17 protein-coding genes are annotated in these 16181 nt (G+C 45.6%); 6 read left to right on the top strand and 11 right to left on the bottom strand.

Annotated elements, in window-relative coordinates:
• Window positions 1-63 precede the first annotated feature (63 nt).
• Window positions 64-540 carry a hypothetical protein gene (locus V2H45_RS06720; protein ID WP_330482853.1) on the bottom strand — a complete coding sequence of 159 codons (477 nt, stop codon included), beginning with the start codon at window positions 538-540 and terminating at the stop codon, window positions 64-66.
• An 873-nt stretch (window positions 541-1413) separates the two neighbouring features.
• Between V2H45_RS06720 and V2H45_RS06725 the strand changes: the two genes are divergently transcribed.
• Both V2H45_RS06725 and V2H45_RS06730 read left to right on the top strand, forming a co-directional pair.
• A complete protein-coding gene (locus V2H45_RS06725; protein ID WP_408648743.1) occupies window positions 1414-1620 on the top strand; it encodes an NAD(P)H dehydrogenase subunit NdhS in 207 nt (68 codons plus the stop codon).
• Between the two features lie 242 nt (window positions 1621-1862).
• Window positions 1863-3767 carry an N-acetylmuramoyl-L-alanine amidase gene (locus tag V2H45_RS06730; protein ID WP_330482855.1) on the top strand — a complete coding sequence of 635 codons (1905 nt, stop codon included), beginning with the start codon at window positions 1863-1865 and terminating at the stop codon, window positions 3765-3767.
• Between the two features lie 8 nt (window positions 3768-3775).
• On the opposite strand, the gene nrdR is transcribed toward V2H45_RS06730, so the two are convergent.
• A complete protein-coding gene (gene nrdR, locus V2H45_RS06735) occupies window positions 3776-4243 on the bottom strand; it encodes a transcriptional regulator NrdR (protein ID WP_330482856.1) in 468 nt (155 codons plus the stop codon).
• Window positions 4244-4411: 168 nt separating this feature from the next.
• On the opposite strand from nrdR, the gene rpe reads away from it, so the two are divergent.
• Window positions 4412-5101 (top strand): ribulose-phosphate 3-epimerase, encoded by a 690-nt coding sequence (gene rpe / locus V2H45_RS06740; protein ID WP_330482857.1) that lies wholly within the window; start codon window positions 4412-4414, stop codon window positions 5099-5101.
• Between the two features lie 167 nt (window positions 5102-5268).
• Here the strand turns inward: rpe and V2H45_RS06745 are convergent, their stop codons facing one another.
• The gene (locus tag V2H45_RS06745; RefSeq protein ID WP_330482858.1) at window positions 5269-5826 is read right to left on the bottom strand and encodes a Uma2 family endonuclease; all 558 of its coding nucleotides are present in this window, start codon (window positions 5824-5826) and stop codon (window positions 5269-5271) included.
• Between the two features lie 508 nt (window positions 5827-6334).
• Between V2H45_RS06745 and purH the strand changes: the two genes are divergently transcribed.
• Both purH and V2H45_RS06755 read left to right on the top strand, forming a co-directional pair.
• A complete protein-coding gene (gene purH, locus V2H45_RS06750; RefSeq protein ID WP_330482859.1) occupies window positions 6335-7939 on the top strand; it encodes a bifunctional phosphoribosylaminoimidazolecarboxamide formyltransferase/IMP cyclohydrolase in 1605 nt (534 codons plus the stop codon).
• A 339-nt stretch (window positions 7940-8278) separates the two neighbouring features.
• Entirely contained in the window at window positions 8279-9241 is a 963-nt protein-coding gene (locus V2H45_RS06755) for a type III secretion system chaperone family protein (RefSeq protein ID WP_330482860.1), read from the top strand.
• Between the two features lie 95 nt (window positions 9242-9336).
• Here V2H45_RS06755 and V2H45_RS06760 read toward each other — a convergent pair whose 3' ends face one another.
• From V2H45_RS06760 to V2H45_RS25545, 7 genes are all read right to left on the bottom strand, one after another.
• Window positions 9337-10398, bottom strand: coding sequence for an agmatine deiminase family protein (locus tag V2H45_RS06760; RefSeq protein ID WP_330482861.1), 1062 nt, complete (start codon window positions 10396-10398; stop codon window positions 9337-9339).
• 34 nt (window positions 10399-10432) lie between these two features.
• Window positions 10433-11167 carry a DUF748 domain-containing protein gene (locus tag V2H45_RS06765; RefSeq protein WP_330482862.1) on the bottom strand — a complete coding sequence of 245 codons (735 nt, stop codon included), beginning with the start codon at window positions 11165-11167 and terminating at the stop codon, window positions 10433-10435.
• On the bottom strand, window positions 11164-11958 hold the full coding sequence (gene surE / locus V2H45_RS06770; RefSeq protein ID WP_330482863.1) for a 5'/3'-nucleotidase SurE: 795 nt from the start codon (window positions 11956-11958) through the stop codon (window positions 11164-11166). The genes V2H45_RS06765 and surE overlap by 4 nt, the downstream gene beginning before the upstream one ends.
• A gap of 13 nt (window positions 11959-11971) precedes the next feature.
• Window positions 11972-12508, bottom strand: a complete 537-nt coding sequence (locus V2H45_RS06775) for a DUF2808 domain-containing protein (RefSeq protein ID WP_330482864.1) — start codon at window positions 12506-12508, stop codon at window positions 11972-11974.
• Between the two features lie 269 nt (window positions 12509-12777).
• Complete coding sequence (hisH, locus tag V2H45_RS06780) at window positions 12778-13431, bottom strand: imidazole glycerol phosphate synthase subunit HisH (protein WP_330482865.1); 654 nt, start codon at window positions 13429-13431, stop codon at window positions 12778-12780.
• Window positions 13432-13440: 9 nt separating this feature from the next.
• A complete protein-coding gene (locus V2H45_RS06785; RefSeq protein WP_330482866.1) occupies window positions 13441-13761 on the bottom strand; it encodes an RpnC/YadD family protein in 321 nt (106 codons plus the stop codon).
• A 23-nt stretch (window positions 13762-13784) separates the two neighbouring features.
• Window positions 13785-13946 carry a DUF2887 domain-containing protein gene (locus V2H45_RS25545; protein WP_408648742.1) on the bottom strand — a complete coding sequence of 54 codons (162 nt, stop codon included), beginning with the start codon at window positions 13944-13946 and terminating at the stop codon, window positions 13785-13787.
• Between the two features lie 31 nt (window positions 13947-13977).
• Here V2H45_RS25545 and V2H45_RS06790 point away from each other — a divergent pair, with 31 nt between their 5' ends.
• Window positions 13978-15417: an aminotransferase class I/II-fold pyridoxal phosphate-dependent enzyme gene (locus tag V2H45_RS06790; protein WP_330482867.1), complete on the top strand. Its 1440-nt coding sequence runs from the start codon at window positions 13978-13980 to the stop codon at window positions 15415-15417.
• A gap of 48 nt (window positions 15418-15465) precedes the next feature.
• On the opposite strand, the gene V2H45_RS06795 is transcribed toward V2H45_RS06790, so the two are convergent.
• The gene (locus tag V2H45_RS06795) at window positions 15466-16098 is read right to left on the bottom strand and encodes a Uma2 family endonuclease (protein WP_408648744.1); all 633 of its coding nucleotides are present in this window, start codon (window positions 16096-16098) and stop codon (window positions 15466-15468) included.
• Window positions 16099-16181 lie beyond the last annotated feature (83 nt).

Genomic DNA, 16181 nt, shown 5'->3' on the forward strand with positions numbered 1-16181 from the left:
GTCCCTTTACGCAAAGATCTCTAGGCGTTGCATTTCATCCTTGAATTGGCGAAGGATTGAGCTTTAGAACGAAAAATCTGCTTTTATCTCTTCGACAGACAGTCCCAAGATCTCGGCAATTTGTTCAGCGCTTAGTCCAAGTTCTAACAACTTTTGTATTGCTAGGTTCTTGCCTTCCTTATGCAGGTTGATAGTTTTCGGTTCTGATTTTTCGGAAGCTTGCTGTTCGCCACACAAATGTACGTTCCCAATATGTACAATATCTTTTGCAGCAAAGTTCCCAACTTGATTTCTTTCAAACACTGCCTTCAAATTGGATTTGCGAACCATTTCTCCAAAGACTTCAGAGAGAACTTGCCATAGTTCATAACTAACATCTTTTACATGCCCTTCAGTGCAGCGATATTCTTCAGCAATTTTTGCATAGCGTTGATTTTCCCATACACCTTTCAGGATTGACACTTGCAGATCATCTAAATGTTTGCCCGTTTTTTCAAATACCATTTCGTCTGCTAAGCTCAAAATCTTCTGCATATCCATCATGAAGACGCACACTGAGTAAATGTAAAGCTACTATATTTTGTGCTTTTAGCGATCGCTGATTTCTTTTCTATATTTTTCGTTTTCAAAAAGTGCCGTCTTTATCCGCCCTTATCCGACTTGAAAAGTCTTGATGATTTTGTGAGGATTGATTCATTAATTATTAAGTAAATTTTTAGTTTTTTCACTTAATACATTAAGCCAGAAAGACTATCGCTAAGACTGTTCATTTATTCATCGCTTTCTTCGTCAATCTTCACTCAAATCATGATTCTATGCTTAAGTTGAATAAAATCTCTAGTTTACTTTGTCATTTGTCTCTTGGAGTTCTCACTCCTTTTCTGATTGCTAATCCTAGCAGCGCACAAACAGACCCTAATTATGGATCTCCTGCAATCGCAGGTAGATGTAGTGTAGTAGAAGGATATTGGTGGTACGACGAAAGAAGGTTCCCAGTTAGTTTCTATGCCTCTGGGGATGCGCTTGCTGATGATCCTGCATCAGGAGGTAGGATCTCTGCAACTTGGACTTGTCTAAATCCTGAAGCTGGTCTGGTACAGATCAATTGGAGTACAGGGGCTGTTGATAGAATGCAGGTTATCGACAGTAACACCTTGAGAGGAAATAATCAAAATACTGGAGTGTTTGCAGTCCGACGCTAAGGATCGTGAATTTAATAGCTCCGAATTCTTGCGTAGTAGTTAAAACAAGATCCCCGACTTTTCTTAAAAAGTCGGGGATCTGAATACCTTTTAAACTCTTCGTTGCCAGATGATTAGATCGGAAACATATTCTATAATCACTGTTAGCAAGATTTAACCTCAAGATTCACACAAAGATATTGCAACGGAGTAGAAATTTGATATGAGTACGATGATTTTCCCCGGATCGGCTGTGAAGGTGATCAATGCAGGTGACACCTACTATGGTTTTGAGGGACAGGTGCAAAGAGTAACCGATGGTAGGGTTGCTGTGATTTTTGGTGGTGGCAACTGGGAAAAAATCGTCTCTTTTCGCGCCTCTGAGTTAGAGTTGGTCGATGCTACGATCGGGCCTGGCAAAGGCAAGAAGAAAAAGTAGATCGCAGATTAAAAGCAGTCAGAATCGCGGATTGAGCGGATTAAATACCGTCTGTTCGGGATAAGAAAACCCAAATCGCTATACGCCTCAAGGATCCCCCCCAGCCCCCCTTGCAAAAGGGGGGAGAACTCACTTCACTTTTGTAAGGGGGATGCCCGATAGGGCAGGGGGATCAAACTCCTCGGTTCCAGCAAGTCAGCTTGCTTTGTTCCGAAATCCTTAACCCGAACGCAGGTTAAATAATGATGACACTGATTTTTCAAAAATACAGAAGTATAAAAATCCGTGCTATCCCAAAGTCCGTGAAAATCCGTGGTTCTGAATTTAGGCGATTTTTTATTGGCTTGATTCTAGCCGTCGTCACGTTACTTCTCACCTTAGCTGCGGGAGCGCAGACGCGATCGCCGCAACTACACCTCACCTATCCGCCTTTAAAACACGAAACCTACAGTAACAAAATCTTTTTCATTGGTTCGGCTCCGCCTGAGGGGATAGTCACGATTAACGGTGTGGCAATTAAACGCAATGCGGCGGGACACTTTGCACCTAGCCTGCCATTACAACTGGGGCAAAACAGCTTTACGCTTGAGTATCAAAATTCTCAAGGGCAAAAACAGACTTCGCAGGCGATCGCTACGAACATCACCCGACTTGCTACGAGGATTGCGCCACCTTCTGAGTTGGGATTTATTTCTGATTCTTTACTTCCCAAACAGGATATAGCGATCCAGCCCAACGAACGGATTTGTTTTGAAGCGATCGCCACGCCGAATGCCGATGTTTCCGTAGTTCTAGGCGATCGCACAGTTTCTCTAAAGACTAGCCAGTCAGAGGCACAACTGCCACCTAACTACGCAGTCTTAACAGGCAATAATCAACCCTCGGTGGAACCAGCGATCGGAAAATATTTAGGCTGTACTGCTTTCGCGAACTCTGGCATCCTAGGCAAGCCTGAGTTTCGAGTCACCAAAGCCAATCAAACCATCCGCCAACCAGCCCAAGGAACTGTGGAAGTACTATCACCCGATCGCCTCCAGATCGTGGAAGTTACCGTTCCTTCTGCCATAACTCGCACGGGTGCGAGTAGTGACTTTTCGCGTTTGACCCCACTGCCCAAGGGTTCAAAAGCTCTAATTACAGGCAGACAGGGGGATTGGTTCCGACTTGACTATGGCGCTTGGATTAACCGTAAATCTGTGCGAATCCAAGATGTAGAAGCCCCCATCCATTCAAGCATCCATAGCCTCGGCACGAAAAAAGTCTCCAATTGGACAGAGATTACTTTCCCTTTAGAAGTTCCAGTTCCCATGACCGTGGCGCAGGGCGATCGCACCCTCACGCTCACTCTCCATAATGTGACCGCCCAAACCGATACGATTTTAATTGGCAACGACCCCGCGATCGGGCAAATCACTTGGCAGCAAATCGCCTCGCAACAGAATGCCCCCAGTCAGGTGGTTTACACGATCGGCCTCAAATCTAGCCAGCAATGGGGCTACAAACTACGGTACGAAGGCTCGAGTCTGGTGCTCTCGATCAAACATCCCCCCATCCTCCGATCGCAACCTGCTGCACCTCAACCCCTCGCAGGAATTAAGATCGTGCTCGACCCCGGGCATGGTGGAGATGAAGACTTGGGGACGCGATCGCCGACGGGCTATCCAGAAAAAACAGCGACGCTGATTACCTCTAAACTCTTGCAAGCCGAACTGCAAAAGCGCGGTGCTACCGTCGTCATGACCCGCGACAAGGACATCGATTTAGGCTTGGAAGAACGGGTAGACACAATCGATCGAAATGAACCCGCGATCGCGTTGAGCATTCATTACAACGCGCTTCCCGATAATGGGGATGCCATAAACACAGCGGGAGTTGGCGCTTTTTGGTACCATCCCCAAAGTAGCGATTTGGCGAGATTTCTACAAAATTACTTGGTCAAACAGCTCAATCGCCCCGACTATGGCGTCTATTGGGCAAATTTAGCACTCGTTCGCTCGACTACAACACCATCCGTGCTTTTGGAACTCGGCTTTATGATCAATCCTGATGAATTTGAATGGATCGTCGATCCAGAGCAGCAACAGCGACTGGCAACCGCGATCGCGGATGGCATCACCGCATGGTTCGCCAAGATTCCCGCATCATAGGGACGGATTCACGGAATATTTTGAGCATTTTTATCTAGCTGACTGAGGGCTTCAGCAAAATCTCTGACCCCTTTAAACTGGCGATAGACAGAGGCAAAACGCACGTAAGCTACCTCGCTTACGGTTTGGAGGTGCTCTAAAACCATTTCACCAATCTCCACGCTCGTAACATTGTGATTTTCTCGCAACTGAAGCTGTGATTCGATTTCATCAATCATAGCTTCTAGCTTTTCTTGCAATACCCCCGTTTTTTCGCAGGCACGAACCATGCCGCGCAGCAATTTAGAGCGATCGAAAGATTCTGCCGTCCCATCGCGTTTAATTACGGTAATTGGCACAAATTCAATTCTTTCGTAGGTTGTAAACCGACGTTGGCATTTCAAGCATTCTCTGCGGCGTCGCACGCTATGCCCTGCCTCTGCTGCACGAGACTCTAGTACGCGACTTTCCATGTTTTGACAAAAAGGGCAGTGCATAACGCATCCCAAAAAATTTGGTTCTGTAGGCAACCATTCATTATATAGGCTAGGCTACGCAAATCTAGGAACAGTCTCAGCTTGGCGATCGCATTTCAGAATGCAAAAGGATGTCGCTGAAAATGTTAACATTAAGAAAATCTGTAACTATCACTACCGCGTAAGCATATGGCACAAAAATCTACAGTTATTTCTCCCTCAATTCTGTCAGCCGATTTTAGTCGATTAGGCGAAGAAATTAGTGCCGTTGATGCTGCTGGCGCAGATTGGATTCACGTTGATGTCATGGATGGTCGGTTTGTCCCTAATATCACGATTGGGCCATTAATCGTTGAGGCAATTCGCCCTGTCACCAAAAAGATTTTGGATGTGCATTTGATGATCGTCGAACCAGAGCGATATGTCCCTGATTTTGCCAAAGCAGGCGCGGATATTATCACCGTTCATGCCGAACATAATGCTTGCCCTCACCTGCACCGCAATTTGGGTCAAATTCGCGAACTCGGTAAGTTAGCTGGAGTTTCACTGAACCCCTCTACACCCCTCAGTTTTATCGAGCATGTCTTGGATCTTTGTGACCTCGTGCTGATTATGAGCGTTAACCCCGGTTTTGGCGGTCAAAGCTTTATTCCTACCGTTATCCCCAAGATTCGTCAGTTGCGTGAAATGTGTGACGAGCGCGGTCTCGACCCATGGATCGAAGTCGATGGTGGTCTAAAGGGCAACAATACTTGGCAAGTTTTGGAAGCGGGAGCCAATGCGATCGTGGCTGGTTCGGCTGTATTTAAGGCAAAGAACTACGCTCAAGCGATTTCTGATATTCGCCACAGCAAGCGTCCTGAGTTGGTAACTGCATAGATTGTTAGATTGTTTTACGAATAAAAAAAAGCTGCGATGCAGCTTTTTTTTATTTATCTAGTCATCGATCGGATAAAGCGATCGCCGATCGCGCTACTAGCAACCAAAGTTCCTGACCCGTTAAAAGCCTACACTGTACTTTTACTAAGGTCAGTGATAGAAGTGTGTCACAAATTCAGCCAGCTAAATACCTGTTGAACGGTTAGTTCTAAATCAATCCCACTAAGGACTGGCAGGCGATCGCTATTTCTTAGTTCCTTAACTCGGCGATCGCTATCTATGACTAAAATACTTTCATCTTCTGAGTCGAGTAACCACCCTAGTTCAGTTCCATATTCAGCACAGTGTAATAGCTTTGCTAATACTTGTTTATATCTTTGATCGGGAGAGAGAATTTCAATAGACCAGTCTGGATAGGTCTCAAAACGATTAGCAATTCGTCCTGATGGTAAGCAGGGGATGCGTTCCCAACGAAATACAGCTATGTCTGGAACGATCGCCAAATCACCAAAAACGCAGCGCAACTCTGGAAAGGCTTTACCAATTTTTTGCGGCTTAGCGATTTGATTTATCGTTTCGCATAGTTCGATCTGAAGCTGGCTATGTTCTCCTTGAGGCATAGGTTTCTGTATGATTTGTCCATCAATAAATTCATATGCGGGTTTTGTCTCCGATAGTTGTAGAAATTCTTCTAGGGTTGAGGGTTTGATGGCTGTAGCGGTCATAGTTTCACCTTTACTAAAATGTAGTTAAAACTGTTTGAGGGTTCGCTCACTGCTTTCCATGCTTCTATCTTACAGCGATCGCAATGGGACAAAGCAGTCAGCGATCGCGAACTCTATGATGGTTTAGATAAAAGACTTCCACATACTTTACAGACCAAGATTCACCAACCCTAATCGAAACAATCATTTTTGCCTGATGAACTGTTGGGAGATTGCGAAAAAATTATCTAAGCTTGGATGTGAAGAGATTCCAAGACGTAGTGGTGAATTAGCATCGAAAAAGGTCATAGCTGTTTAAGCCGTAGGATAAACCTACATGGAATTATATCAAATTATCAATATGACAAAATTCGGAATATTCTCAACGCAATATTGATAGAGATTTGCCTAAAAGCCTTAACTTTCGAGGAAAAGAGCCTAAACAGGTTCTATAATCTCATGTAGCCTTGTATAGTCCTGCAATTTAGATTTTGGATTGTACGCAGTTATCTATGGAGTTAAACAACTTATGAATCGCCTCGCCATTTTGAGCGTCTCGGACAAGACAGGACTGATCGATCTGGCACGTGTCTTAGTGGAGTCATACCAGTTTCAACTCATCAGCAGTGGCGGAACCGCTAAAGCGCTCAAAGAAGCAAACTTGCCCGTAACCAAAGTGTCTGACTATACGGGAGCCCCCGAAATCTTGGGCGGACGCGTCAAAACCCTGCATCCTAAAATTCATGGCGGGATTTTATCGCGCCCAGATCTAGAGAGCGATCGCGCCGATTTAACTGCGAATGATATTCAACCTGTAACGCTTGTGGTGGTAAATCTCTATCCGTTTGAGCAGACGATCGCCAAAGCAGGTGTGTCTCTAGAACAAGCGATCGAGCAAATTGATGTCGGTGGTCCAACCATGATTCGCGCCGCTGCCAAAAATCATCAATATGTATCGGTGCTATCAAATCCCGCCCAGTACAATGCCTATCTGGAAGAACTCAAAGCTCACAATGGTGAGACGCGCATAGAATTTCGCCGATCGCTTGCCTTAGCAGCCTTTTCCCATACCCAAGCTTACGATCGCGCGATCGCAGACTATCTCACCAAAGAGATTCTGAATGAGGCGCAGGCAAAAATCGATTTAATGGAAGTTTCATCGACAGGAGCAACTTCTTCTCAACCTTCCCTTTCTTCTTCCTATACCCTGCTGTGTCACAGTCCCAAACCCCTGCGCTATGGTGAGAACCCCCATCAACCTGCAACTTGGTATCAGTTAGGAGCCGCACCTAAGGGCTGGTCGGCGGCTCAACAATTACAAGGGAAAGAACTCAGCTATAACAACTTGCTCGATTTAGAAGCAGCGCGGAGTATTGTGGCTGAGTTTTGGAACGATGCCCCCTGCGCTGTAATCGTCAAACACAATAATCCCTGTGGCGTCGCGATCGCACCAACCATTGCCGAAGCCTATCAAAAAGCCTTTGCCGCAGATTCCACCTCTGCATTTGGCGGTATCGTTGCCTTAAATCGTCCCATTGATGAAGAGACTGCCAAGGCTCTCACCTCAACCTTCTTAGAATGCGTGGTCGCCCCAGCTTGTGTGGCAAGTGTTGCAACGATTTTGGCAGCTAAGCCGAACCTGCGCGTTCTCGTTCTCCCTGAGATGCAACAGGGAACGAGCGAAACCGTCAAGCTAATTGCTGGTGGTATGTTGGTGCAAAAAAGCGACGATCTACCCGCAACTCCCGAAACTTGGCAGGTTGTAACCCAAAAACAGCCCAGCCCAGAGCAAATGCAGGAACTGATCTTTGCTTGGAAAATCTGTCGCCATGTCAAGTCGAATGCGATCGCGATTACAGGAGATCGCGTCACACTGGGCATTGGTGCAGGTCAGATGAATCGAGTCGGCTCTGCTAAAATTGCCCTAGAGCAAGCAGGCGATCGCACGAAAGGCGCAGTACTAGCCAGCGATGGCTTCTTCCCATTTGATGATTCTGTTCGTACTGCTGCGGCGGCGGGAATTACGGCGATCGTACAGCCCGGTGGCAGTATGCGCGATGGAGATTCGATTAAGGCAGCGGATGAGCTAGGGTTGGTCATGGTTCTCACCCACGTTCGCCACTTCCTCCATTAGGAGCTTGTTCTTCTACAGGAATCGCGATCGCACGAGGATAGTGTCTCAGGGAGTAGTGTCTTAGGGAATATTAGGTTGGTTGACAGCATTATCTCAATCCCAAATCTGACAAACTAACCCAGCCCGTTGAGCAGTCGTATTCTTCTAGGGATCGATGTGTTCTAGGATGCTGCTCTCACCGATTATCTTTGATAATATTCATGGGTGAGAATGCCATAAAACTAGTAGAGAAAGCATATACAGAGCTTGGTAGAAATGGGTTAGCATTTAAAGTCTGAATGTTAGCACCTAGCAATATTCTCTACTCATTAATCTATAGCCCTTAATGTATCTATAAGCATGGAAACCAATCATTCTGCAATCTCTCAGCCTTTTTCATTGCGCGATCGCGATGGAATTCCTTTAGAAATGCATAATGTCGATTTGTCTTGGGACGAAGAAGATGGAGATGTGATGAGTTGTCAAATGACTTTTGAGATAGACTTTGAAATCTATCAACAGGGAAGTCTAAGGGAAATGTTTAACCATGAGTCTGAGTTAAGAGCTACTGATTTTGGTGAAGAATTTCATCGCGATCGCATGGTGGAACTAGAGATTATCTTAGATGACGAATGTCTCGACGATTTATTAGTACATGCAAATACGGTAGAAGAGGCGGCGAAATATTTACTGGAACTCAATGGATCGGAATCGCCATTATTAGAAACAGAAAATTGGTATTTGCTTTATGCTAAGCAATCTATGCTTGATGAAGAAGGCTCAAGTGCAGAAATTGTCTATCGTACTCATTGGGCATCGGAGGAGGATGAGTCCGAAGATGTTGGGATTGAGACCAACGAACTTTTTACTCAACTCATAGATTTTTTTGAGTCGGAAGATTGGGATTATGGATTGCTAGAAGAATATGGGATTATCAAGCTTTCGTACAAGGGCTTAAGTGGTGAGTGGGACTGCTTTGCCCTAGGTAACGACCTTGATACTGAAATTGGCTTTTATTCTATTTATCAAGAAAATATCCCTGAGGTATCTCGTTTGCCAGTTTCAGAATTCTTGACCAGAGCGAACTATGGAATGCCTGTTGGTAATTTTGAAATTGACTTAGATTCTGGTGAAGTCCGATTTAAGATTAGTGTCGAACTAGGCAACACGATAATTCCAGAAGAACTGCTCGGCTGCAATGTCGAGCGCAACCTGGCAATCGCAGACCGTTTCTTCCCAATTATCAAGTTGGTAGCAAGTGGCGAGGTTTCAGTAATGCAGGCGATCGCCTTGGCTCAAAATTTAAATTTTGAAACAAATTAGAATATTCATGAATATTCCTAATTCGGAAAATAATACTAGTCATTCTTTAAAAAGACCTCGCCGATGCAAGGTCTTTTTGGGAATGCCTGAATGGACTATGCTGGCTGATGGCAGGTAATGCAGTGAAAGGCACCGCCGCCCAGAAGAATTGTTTTAGCACTCAGCCCTACGGTAGTTCGATTGGGAAAGTGAGCCGAGATCGCTTCGACGGCTTGGCGATCGAAGGGTGAATCATAGGTTGGGACGATGACGCCCCCATTGGCAATATAGAAATTTAAATAGCTGGCAGGCATAATCTCACCATCAGAATCGAGCACCAAACCTGGGGAGGGAATGCGGACAACGGTTAATGGGCGATCGCGAGCGTCGGTAAACCTAGATAGCTGTTCGGCAATATCCTCTAATACTTGATAATTGGGATCTTCTGTGGATGCTGCCTGCATGCACATGACCACACTGGGGGCAACGAACCGCGCGATCGTGTCGATATGTCCGTCGGTGTGATCGTTCAGCAACCCAGATTCTATCCACAGAATTTTGCGCACACCGAGGGCTTGTTTTAGCCCTGACTCAATCTCAGCTTGGCTCATCTCAGGATTGCGGTTAGGGTTGAGCAGACATTGCTTGGTAGTGAGACAGGTTCCTTGTCCGTCTACTTCTACAGCGCCGCCTTCGAGCACCCAAGGAAATTGGAAGGTTGGGATTTGTAAAGACTTGGCAATGCGTTCTGCTACCAGATCGTCCCCTTCCAACATATATTTATGTCCCCAACCATTCCACTGGAAGGTGAGTGCAGCAGTGGTATTCTCTTGGCTTTTTTCTTGATGCTTTGTTGTAAAGATGGGAGAGATGTCACGCATCCAAATATCGCCAAAGGGAATGAGATGAAATCGCACTGGGATATCTTTCAGCGCGGCTTTGGCGATCGCTTCGATTTCCAAGTTAGGAACGAGAATCTCTATCGGCTCTGACTGGGCGATCGCACGGGCAAGGGCAATAAATTCGGCTTGGGCTGCTTCTAGATCTTCTAGCCACAGGTCGCGATCGCTAGGAAATGCCAACCAACAGGCGGTATGAGGCTCCCACTCGGCGGGTTGACAAAATCCCAAGGCTTGTGGTGTGGGGCGATCGCTATCCATGTTTAGATCTTCTGACATTTCCATCTATCCAATCGAATGAGTAAAAATTATCCTATATTTTGGGAGCTATTGTTGGAGCAAAGAGAGGGTTAGGAGAGAGGGCTGTTGAACCCATCATTTTACTTTTAAACATCTGTAAGATGCTATCAGGAATATTTTGCTTGTTTTGGATTAAAACTTCCTTGACAATTGCTGATACCAATTGCCTTGTAAGTTCGCTTAACAGAACTCCCTGGACATCATCCGTACCAATATTTTTTAATTCTATATTCGGCAGACTGAGATTTAACGTACTGAGGACTACACCAAACTGAGAGAGGGTTAATTTCAAAGCAATATTATCCACAGAAGCTAATTTTAATCTCAGCTTTTTCTGGTTTTTGTCTTCCTTCCCTTTCTGCTTTTCGATGTGGTCTAAAACTTCGAGAATGTTATTTTTATTGACTTGCTGCTCAATATTGACACTAACTTCCTTCAGTTTAAATGTCTCCACTTCAACGGTTTCATTGAGGATGGTATTTGGCTTGACTTGAAATTCAAATTCACCGATCTTGAAAAAATGTGGGGTTGAAAAACCCAAAGGATTGGAAACTACCAAACCCTTGATATCAACATGACCGCTGAATAACTGGAGATTTAAATTCTCAATTTTGGCGTTAACGCCTAGAGCCTGACTCACGTTTTGCTCGAAATTGTTTTTTACGATCGCACTGAGATTAAAGAACGCAATTGCGATCGCAACGATAAAAACAATAAAAATCGAAATTACGATCTTTCTAGCTCTCACGATAGATTTCCCAACGCATCTTTCACCCAGCCATCGAGCAGTTCTAAACTGCTATAACCTGTCAGATCGTATTGGAGTGGTGTAATTGTGATGTAGTTGTTGCGAATGGCTTGAATATCGCTATTGGGTGCGGCTTCTTCTTCAATCACTTCACCGGATAACCAGTAATAGGTTTTGCCTCTAGGATCGATACGTTTTTCAAAGATATCCCGATAGCGCCGAATTCCAAGTTTTGTCACCACGACACCGCAAATATCTCCCGCAGGAATCGCTGGAATATTCACATTTAATAAAATCGGATCTTTAATGGGGTGAGCTGCGATCGCTGCCACCATCTGTTTGGCAAAGTTGGCAGCGGCACTAAAGTCGGTTGAGGCAAAGCTGGCAAGGCTAAAAGCGATACTTGGTATCCCCTCCAATACACCCTCCATCGCTGCCGAAACTGTACCTGAATACAACACATCTGTGCCTAGATTGGAACCGCGATTGATCCCAGAAAGCACTAAATCGGGAGGGGAGGGTAAGATGGCATCGAGCGCCAACTTTACCGAGTCAGAAGGTGTGCCCGAGCAAGCCCATGCGGTTACGGATGGATGATAAACATTGGCGATCGCATCGACTCTGAGCGGTTCTTGCAAGGTGAGCGCATGACCTGTTGCCGATCGTTCTCGATCTGGACAGACCACGGTAACTGTATGCTCTCCCCCATTGACTCCTTCACTGAGCGCGTCAGCAAGTGCCCTGACGCCTGGTGAATAGATGCCATCGTCATTACTGATTAGGATATTCATGGATGCCTTTAAATTAATCGATCCCGATAATCCAAGAACCAACATAAACGGGAACGGGGACATCTGCTCGCATGACCCTCGCATCTAATTGAAACATACCGCCAAAATAGGGATTTCGTACGTTTGACAGTACAAGCCGCATGGGTGTGTTAGCAGGAACGGCTTCTTTGGGAACCACAACAATTCGGCGGTTTTCTTTATCCCATGTTGCCGACTCTAACGGAATACTCTTACCGCTACGACAGTCACTAGATAGGCGAAGCTCAATGCCAGACTGGTCAAATACACCTGTGTAATGTTCTGGATAGGTAAGGATTACCTCAGACACCTTAAACTTTTGTGACTTTACTTCTAGGTAATAGCGATCGTAGCGATCGGCACTACCTTGATCGAGGCAATAGTCGAGCGCATTATCTTTGGTATTACCCCATAAAATAAAGCCTGCGTTGGTTTGGGCAAAGCTGGTCTGGGGTAGCACCGATCCGACCAAGCTGATGCCAGCTACTAGACAACTAGAAGCAGCTAATTTATGCAGTACTTTGATGAACATTTGATTGATCCTACTATCTAGAAACGTTATGACTATCTAACAAGGAGATTTCCAGCAAACAAATTACCATAGGTAAGGGTAGCGGTGGTGTGCCTACCCCGAGCGATCTAGAGCAACCACAGGGGGATTGCCCCTAAGGTATTTGATATAGATTTTCTTGGATATTACCTAAGCACTACTATAGCAACCTAAAATCAACCGTTAGAAATTAGCTGTTTGAAACAACTCGAAACAACCGATCGCCGATCGCTACGTTTACATTATGGCTTTTAGACGGTGACCTTAGATCGGGTTGCAGTGTTAGACATCACCAAGGTGACGAAATTTTTTAAAATTTTGATCCCGTCCGTAGAAGATTTTTCGGGGTGAAATTGGACTGCCATCAGATTTTTTTGCGCGATCGCTGCCGTGGCTATTTGGTGTCCGTGGGTTGTTGTCGCCGCGATCGCGGTTGCATCAGTCGGTACAGCATAGTAAGAGTGTACAAAATACATCCAAGGGTTTGCACTCAAGTCTTGCCAAAGCGGACAAACGGGCTGCGTTAGCTCTAGCTGATTCCAGCCCATGTGCGGAATTGTGATATTTGGCTCTGGGCTAAACCGTTTCACCGTCCCCGCTAAAATTCCTAAGCCTGATTCTTTGCCTTCTTCGCTACCATCAAATAGGATTTGCATCCCCAAACAAATGCCTAAAAAAGGTTTTCCCGATGCGATCGCGGCTTTAATTGGGGCTTCTAGATTGTGATGCCTGATTTTGACCATCGCAGGGTCAAAAGCTCCTACTCCTGGCAAAACAATGCCATCAGCGATCGCCAGTTTTTCTGGATCGTTGGTAATTATTGGCGTGGCTCCTGCCAGCTCTAGTCCTTTGCAAGCAGAGTGCAGGTTGCCCATATCGTAATCAATTACAGCGATATTTGTCATAGGGTGAAACTAACTATTTGAATTCTTCTTGGTTTTGACCGATTTGTTTTTGGGGGCTTGGGCTTTGGGGCTGCTTTTTTTAGGCGATCGCTTTTCTGCTATCAGTCGTACCACCTCGATAGAGAGTCCTAAAGCCTCTGTAATTTGCTCTATGCTTAACCCTAGCTCAATTAATTTTGGAACGCTCTCAAGTTTTCCTTCAAGTTTTCCTTCAAGCTTTCCTTCCTCTAAAGCTTCTCGATAGACTCTGGTTTGCCTCAATTCACTTAATTCTCGTAAGTCCAGCATATCTTCGATCTCCTGACGACTTTTTTCGGGAAATTTGTACACTAAAATCGTCTCTATCAACTCTATCAAATCTTGCTGTCTGTCACTGTTTTTGATTTCTCGCCTTGCTTAAGCTCAACCGACAGAAACTGATATCCTTCAAATTGCTGGGGATCTTGCCCAATTAACTCAAAAAAGAAAGCTGGATAGGCTTTGAATAATGTGTAAAAAAGAGTATCAGTTTTCACAGCCAGATGTTTTTCACTGCTTAAGATTCTAGTGCTAAATCAAGACACTGCACCGCTATTTGATGCTGTCAAAGCCTATCTCAAGGTTGACCACGCACCGTTTTACATGCCCGGTCATAAGAGGGGGCAAGGGATCGACCCTGAGTTTGCGGCTTTGCTAGGTGAAAATTTATTTCGGTTAGATTTACCTGAGCTACCGGGACTCGATCGCGCGATCGCTGCTGCCGAAGACCTTGCCGCTGAAGCCTATGGCGCCGATCGCACTTGGTTTCTGGTGAATGGCTCGACCTGTGGTATTGAGGCGATGGTGTTAGCTGCGTGCCAAACAGGCGACAAGATTCTCTTGGGGCGCAACTGTCATAAAGCTGCGATCGCTGCTCTCATCCTATCGGGAGCCGTACCGATTTATCTGGAAACTGAATATAACGCCAAATTCGATCTGGACTGCGGGGTTTCGCCGCATACAGTCAAGCAAGCTTTACTTGCCCATCCAGATGCTAAAGCCGTTTTGATTGTCAGTCCCAATTACTATGGTGTCTGTGGGGATATTGAGAAAATTGCCGCGATCGCCCATGCCCATCACGTACCTTTGCTGGTGGATGCCGCTCACGGTGCACATTTGAGCTTTCATTCCGATCTACCGATCGCGGCGTTGCAGGCTGGAGCCGATCTGGTGGTGCAGTCTACCCATAAAGTCACCTCAGGGCTGACGCAGGCATCAATGTTACACCTACAGGGGGATTCGATCGCGTCCGATCGCGTCAGTCAGGCATTGCAGTTGGTGCAGTCTACTAGTCCGAATCTAATGCTGCTTACCTCTTTAGATGTGGCACGGCGACAAATGGCTTTACATGGCTGTGAATTGTTAGACCGAACGATCGCTTTAGCCAACCAAGCGCGATCGCAAATTTCTCAAATTCAAGGATTCTCAACCTTCGATCAATCACAAGTGCCCACCCTTGACCCCACGCGCCTTACGGTGATGGTCGATACGCACCTTGGCTTAACGGGCTTTGATGTCGATACGATGTTGCATTCATCTTTGGAGGTAATGCCTGAAATGCCCACCTTGACACAACTTGTATTTATTCTCAGTTTAGGCAACCGAGAAGCAGATATCGAGCGATTGGTGACAGGCTTGCAACAGATTTCAGAAAGCGAGCGGTCATCAGCGATTGGCTATCAGCTTCACGATCCAAATCGTTTCGATCCGCATCGTCTTGCTCCGATTGTGAGAATTACGCCGAGGGAAGCATTTTTTGCACAACGCGATCGCTTGTTGTTTGCGGCAGCGATCGGGCGAATTAGTACGGAACTAGTTTGTCCCTATCCGCCCGGAATTCCCATTCTCTGTCCGGGTGAAGAGATTACTGTTGATGTGGTGGCATATTTGCAACGCGTGAAGCAGGCAGGCGGAATCATGAATGGTTGTAGCGATCTTAGTTTAGAGACCATTCAAGTAGTGCGCTAAGCGATCGCGAGCTTATATTCTAAATTTATATAGACCATTCGGGATTGATTAGCTTGCCATGCCAGTCTGTAAGGTTTTAAGAGTTGCTGCCATATCGTTGTTTAGAAGTGCATTGACATTTAGCCATAAACCCTTAAATTCTCGACTGCGGATAATTCCTGCTGTATCGGGTTCTAGGTTTCTATAGGTACTGTTTTCTAAAATAAACCAATCAATTTGTCGATCTAAGGTGCGCCAGACAATGTATTCCTTTACGCCGTTGCGTTCGTAGATGCGTTTTTTACTGTGAAGATCGTAGGAAACCGTACTTGCTGCAATTTCGGCAATTAGCTCTGGTGCGCCAGTAATGTAACCATCAGAATCGATTTGGGCATTGCCACCTAAGCGAAATAGCACGGCATCGGGTTGAGGTTCGTTGTCGCGATCGAGCCTTACCGTCGGTTCGATCCTAACCTCTAGTCCAGCGATCGCTGCTTGATATGTCCCCAGCCAAGTAATGATGTTACTGTGAGGCTTACCGTGAGGGATGAAGCGTAGGGGAGATGCCACGTATACAATTCCTTCGATTAGTTCTGCTTTTTTGATGTTTGATGCTGCATACCGACGCTCAAATTCCTCTCGATTGAGTTTGTCACCATTTTCGAGAATGGTTTCTGGGGATATGGAGTTAGCAAAAACCATAATCATTAGAAATTGTAAGTTTAGGCATTTTATCCCATTTTCAAAAAAGCAGCACCGCCGCTTTTTTGAAAGATCGTATGGAG

This window comes from Tumidithrix elongata BACA0141 (assembly GCF_036349135.1).
Classification (GTDB): Bacteria; Cyanobacteriota; Cyanobacteriia; order Pseudanabaenales; family Pseudanabaenaceae; genus Tumidithrix; species Tumidithrix elongata.

Coding starts and splice junctions, on each gene's coding strand:
- V2H45_RS06720 (WP_330482853.1), bottom strand. CDS start 540: ATGGATATGCAGAAGATTTTGAGCTTAGCAGACGAAATGGTATTTGAA.
- V2H45_RS06725 (WP_408648743.1), top strand. CDS start 1,414: ATGATTTTCCCCGGATCGGCTGTGAAGGTGATCAATGCAGGTGACACC.
- V2H45_RS06730 (WP_330482855.1), top strand. CDS start 1,863: ATGATGACACTGATTTTTCAAAAATACAGAAGTATAAAAATCCGTGCT.
- nrdR (WP_330482856.1), bottom strand. CDS start 4,243: ATGCACTGCCCTTTTTGTCAAAACATGGAAAGTCGCGTACTAGAGTCT.
- rpe (WP_330482857.1), top strand. CDS start 4,412: ATGGCACAAAAATCTACAGTTATTTCTCCCTCAATTCTGTCAGCCGAT.
- V2H45_RS06745 (WP_330482858.1), bottom strand. CDS start 5,826: ATGACCGCTACAGCCATCAAACCCTCAACCCTAGAAGAATTTCTACAA.
- purH (WP_330482859.1), top strand. CDS start 6,335: ATGAATCGCCTCGCCATTTTGAGCGTCTCGGACAAGACAGGACTGATC.
- V2H45_RS06755 (WP_330482860.1), top strand. CDS start 8,279: ATGGAAACCAATCATTCTGCAATCTCTCAGCCTTTTTCATTGCGCGAT.
- V2H45_RS06760 (WP_330482861.1), bottom strand. CDS start 10,398: ATGTCAGAAGATCTAAACATGGATAGCGATCGCCCCACACCACAAGCC.
- surE (WP_330482863.1), bottom strand. CDS start 11,958: ATGAATATCCTAATCAGTAATGACGATGGCATCTATTCACCAGGCGTC.
- V2H45_RS06775 (WP_330482864.1), bottom strand. CDS start 12,508: ATGTTCATCAAAGTACTGCATAAATTAGCTGCTTCTAGTTGTCTAGTA.
- hisH (WP_330482865.1), bottom strand. CDS start 13,431: ATGACAAATATCGCTGTAATTGATTACGATATGGGCAACCTGCACTCT.
- V2H45_RS06795 (WP_408648744.1), bottom strand. CDS start 16,098: ATGGTTTTTGCTAACTCCATATCCCCAGAAACCATTCTCGAAAATGGT.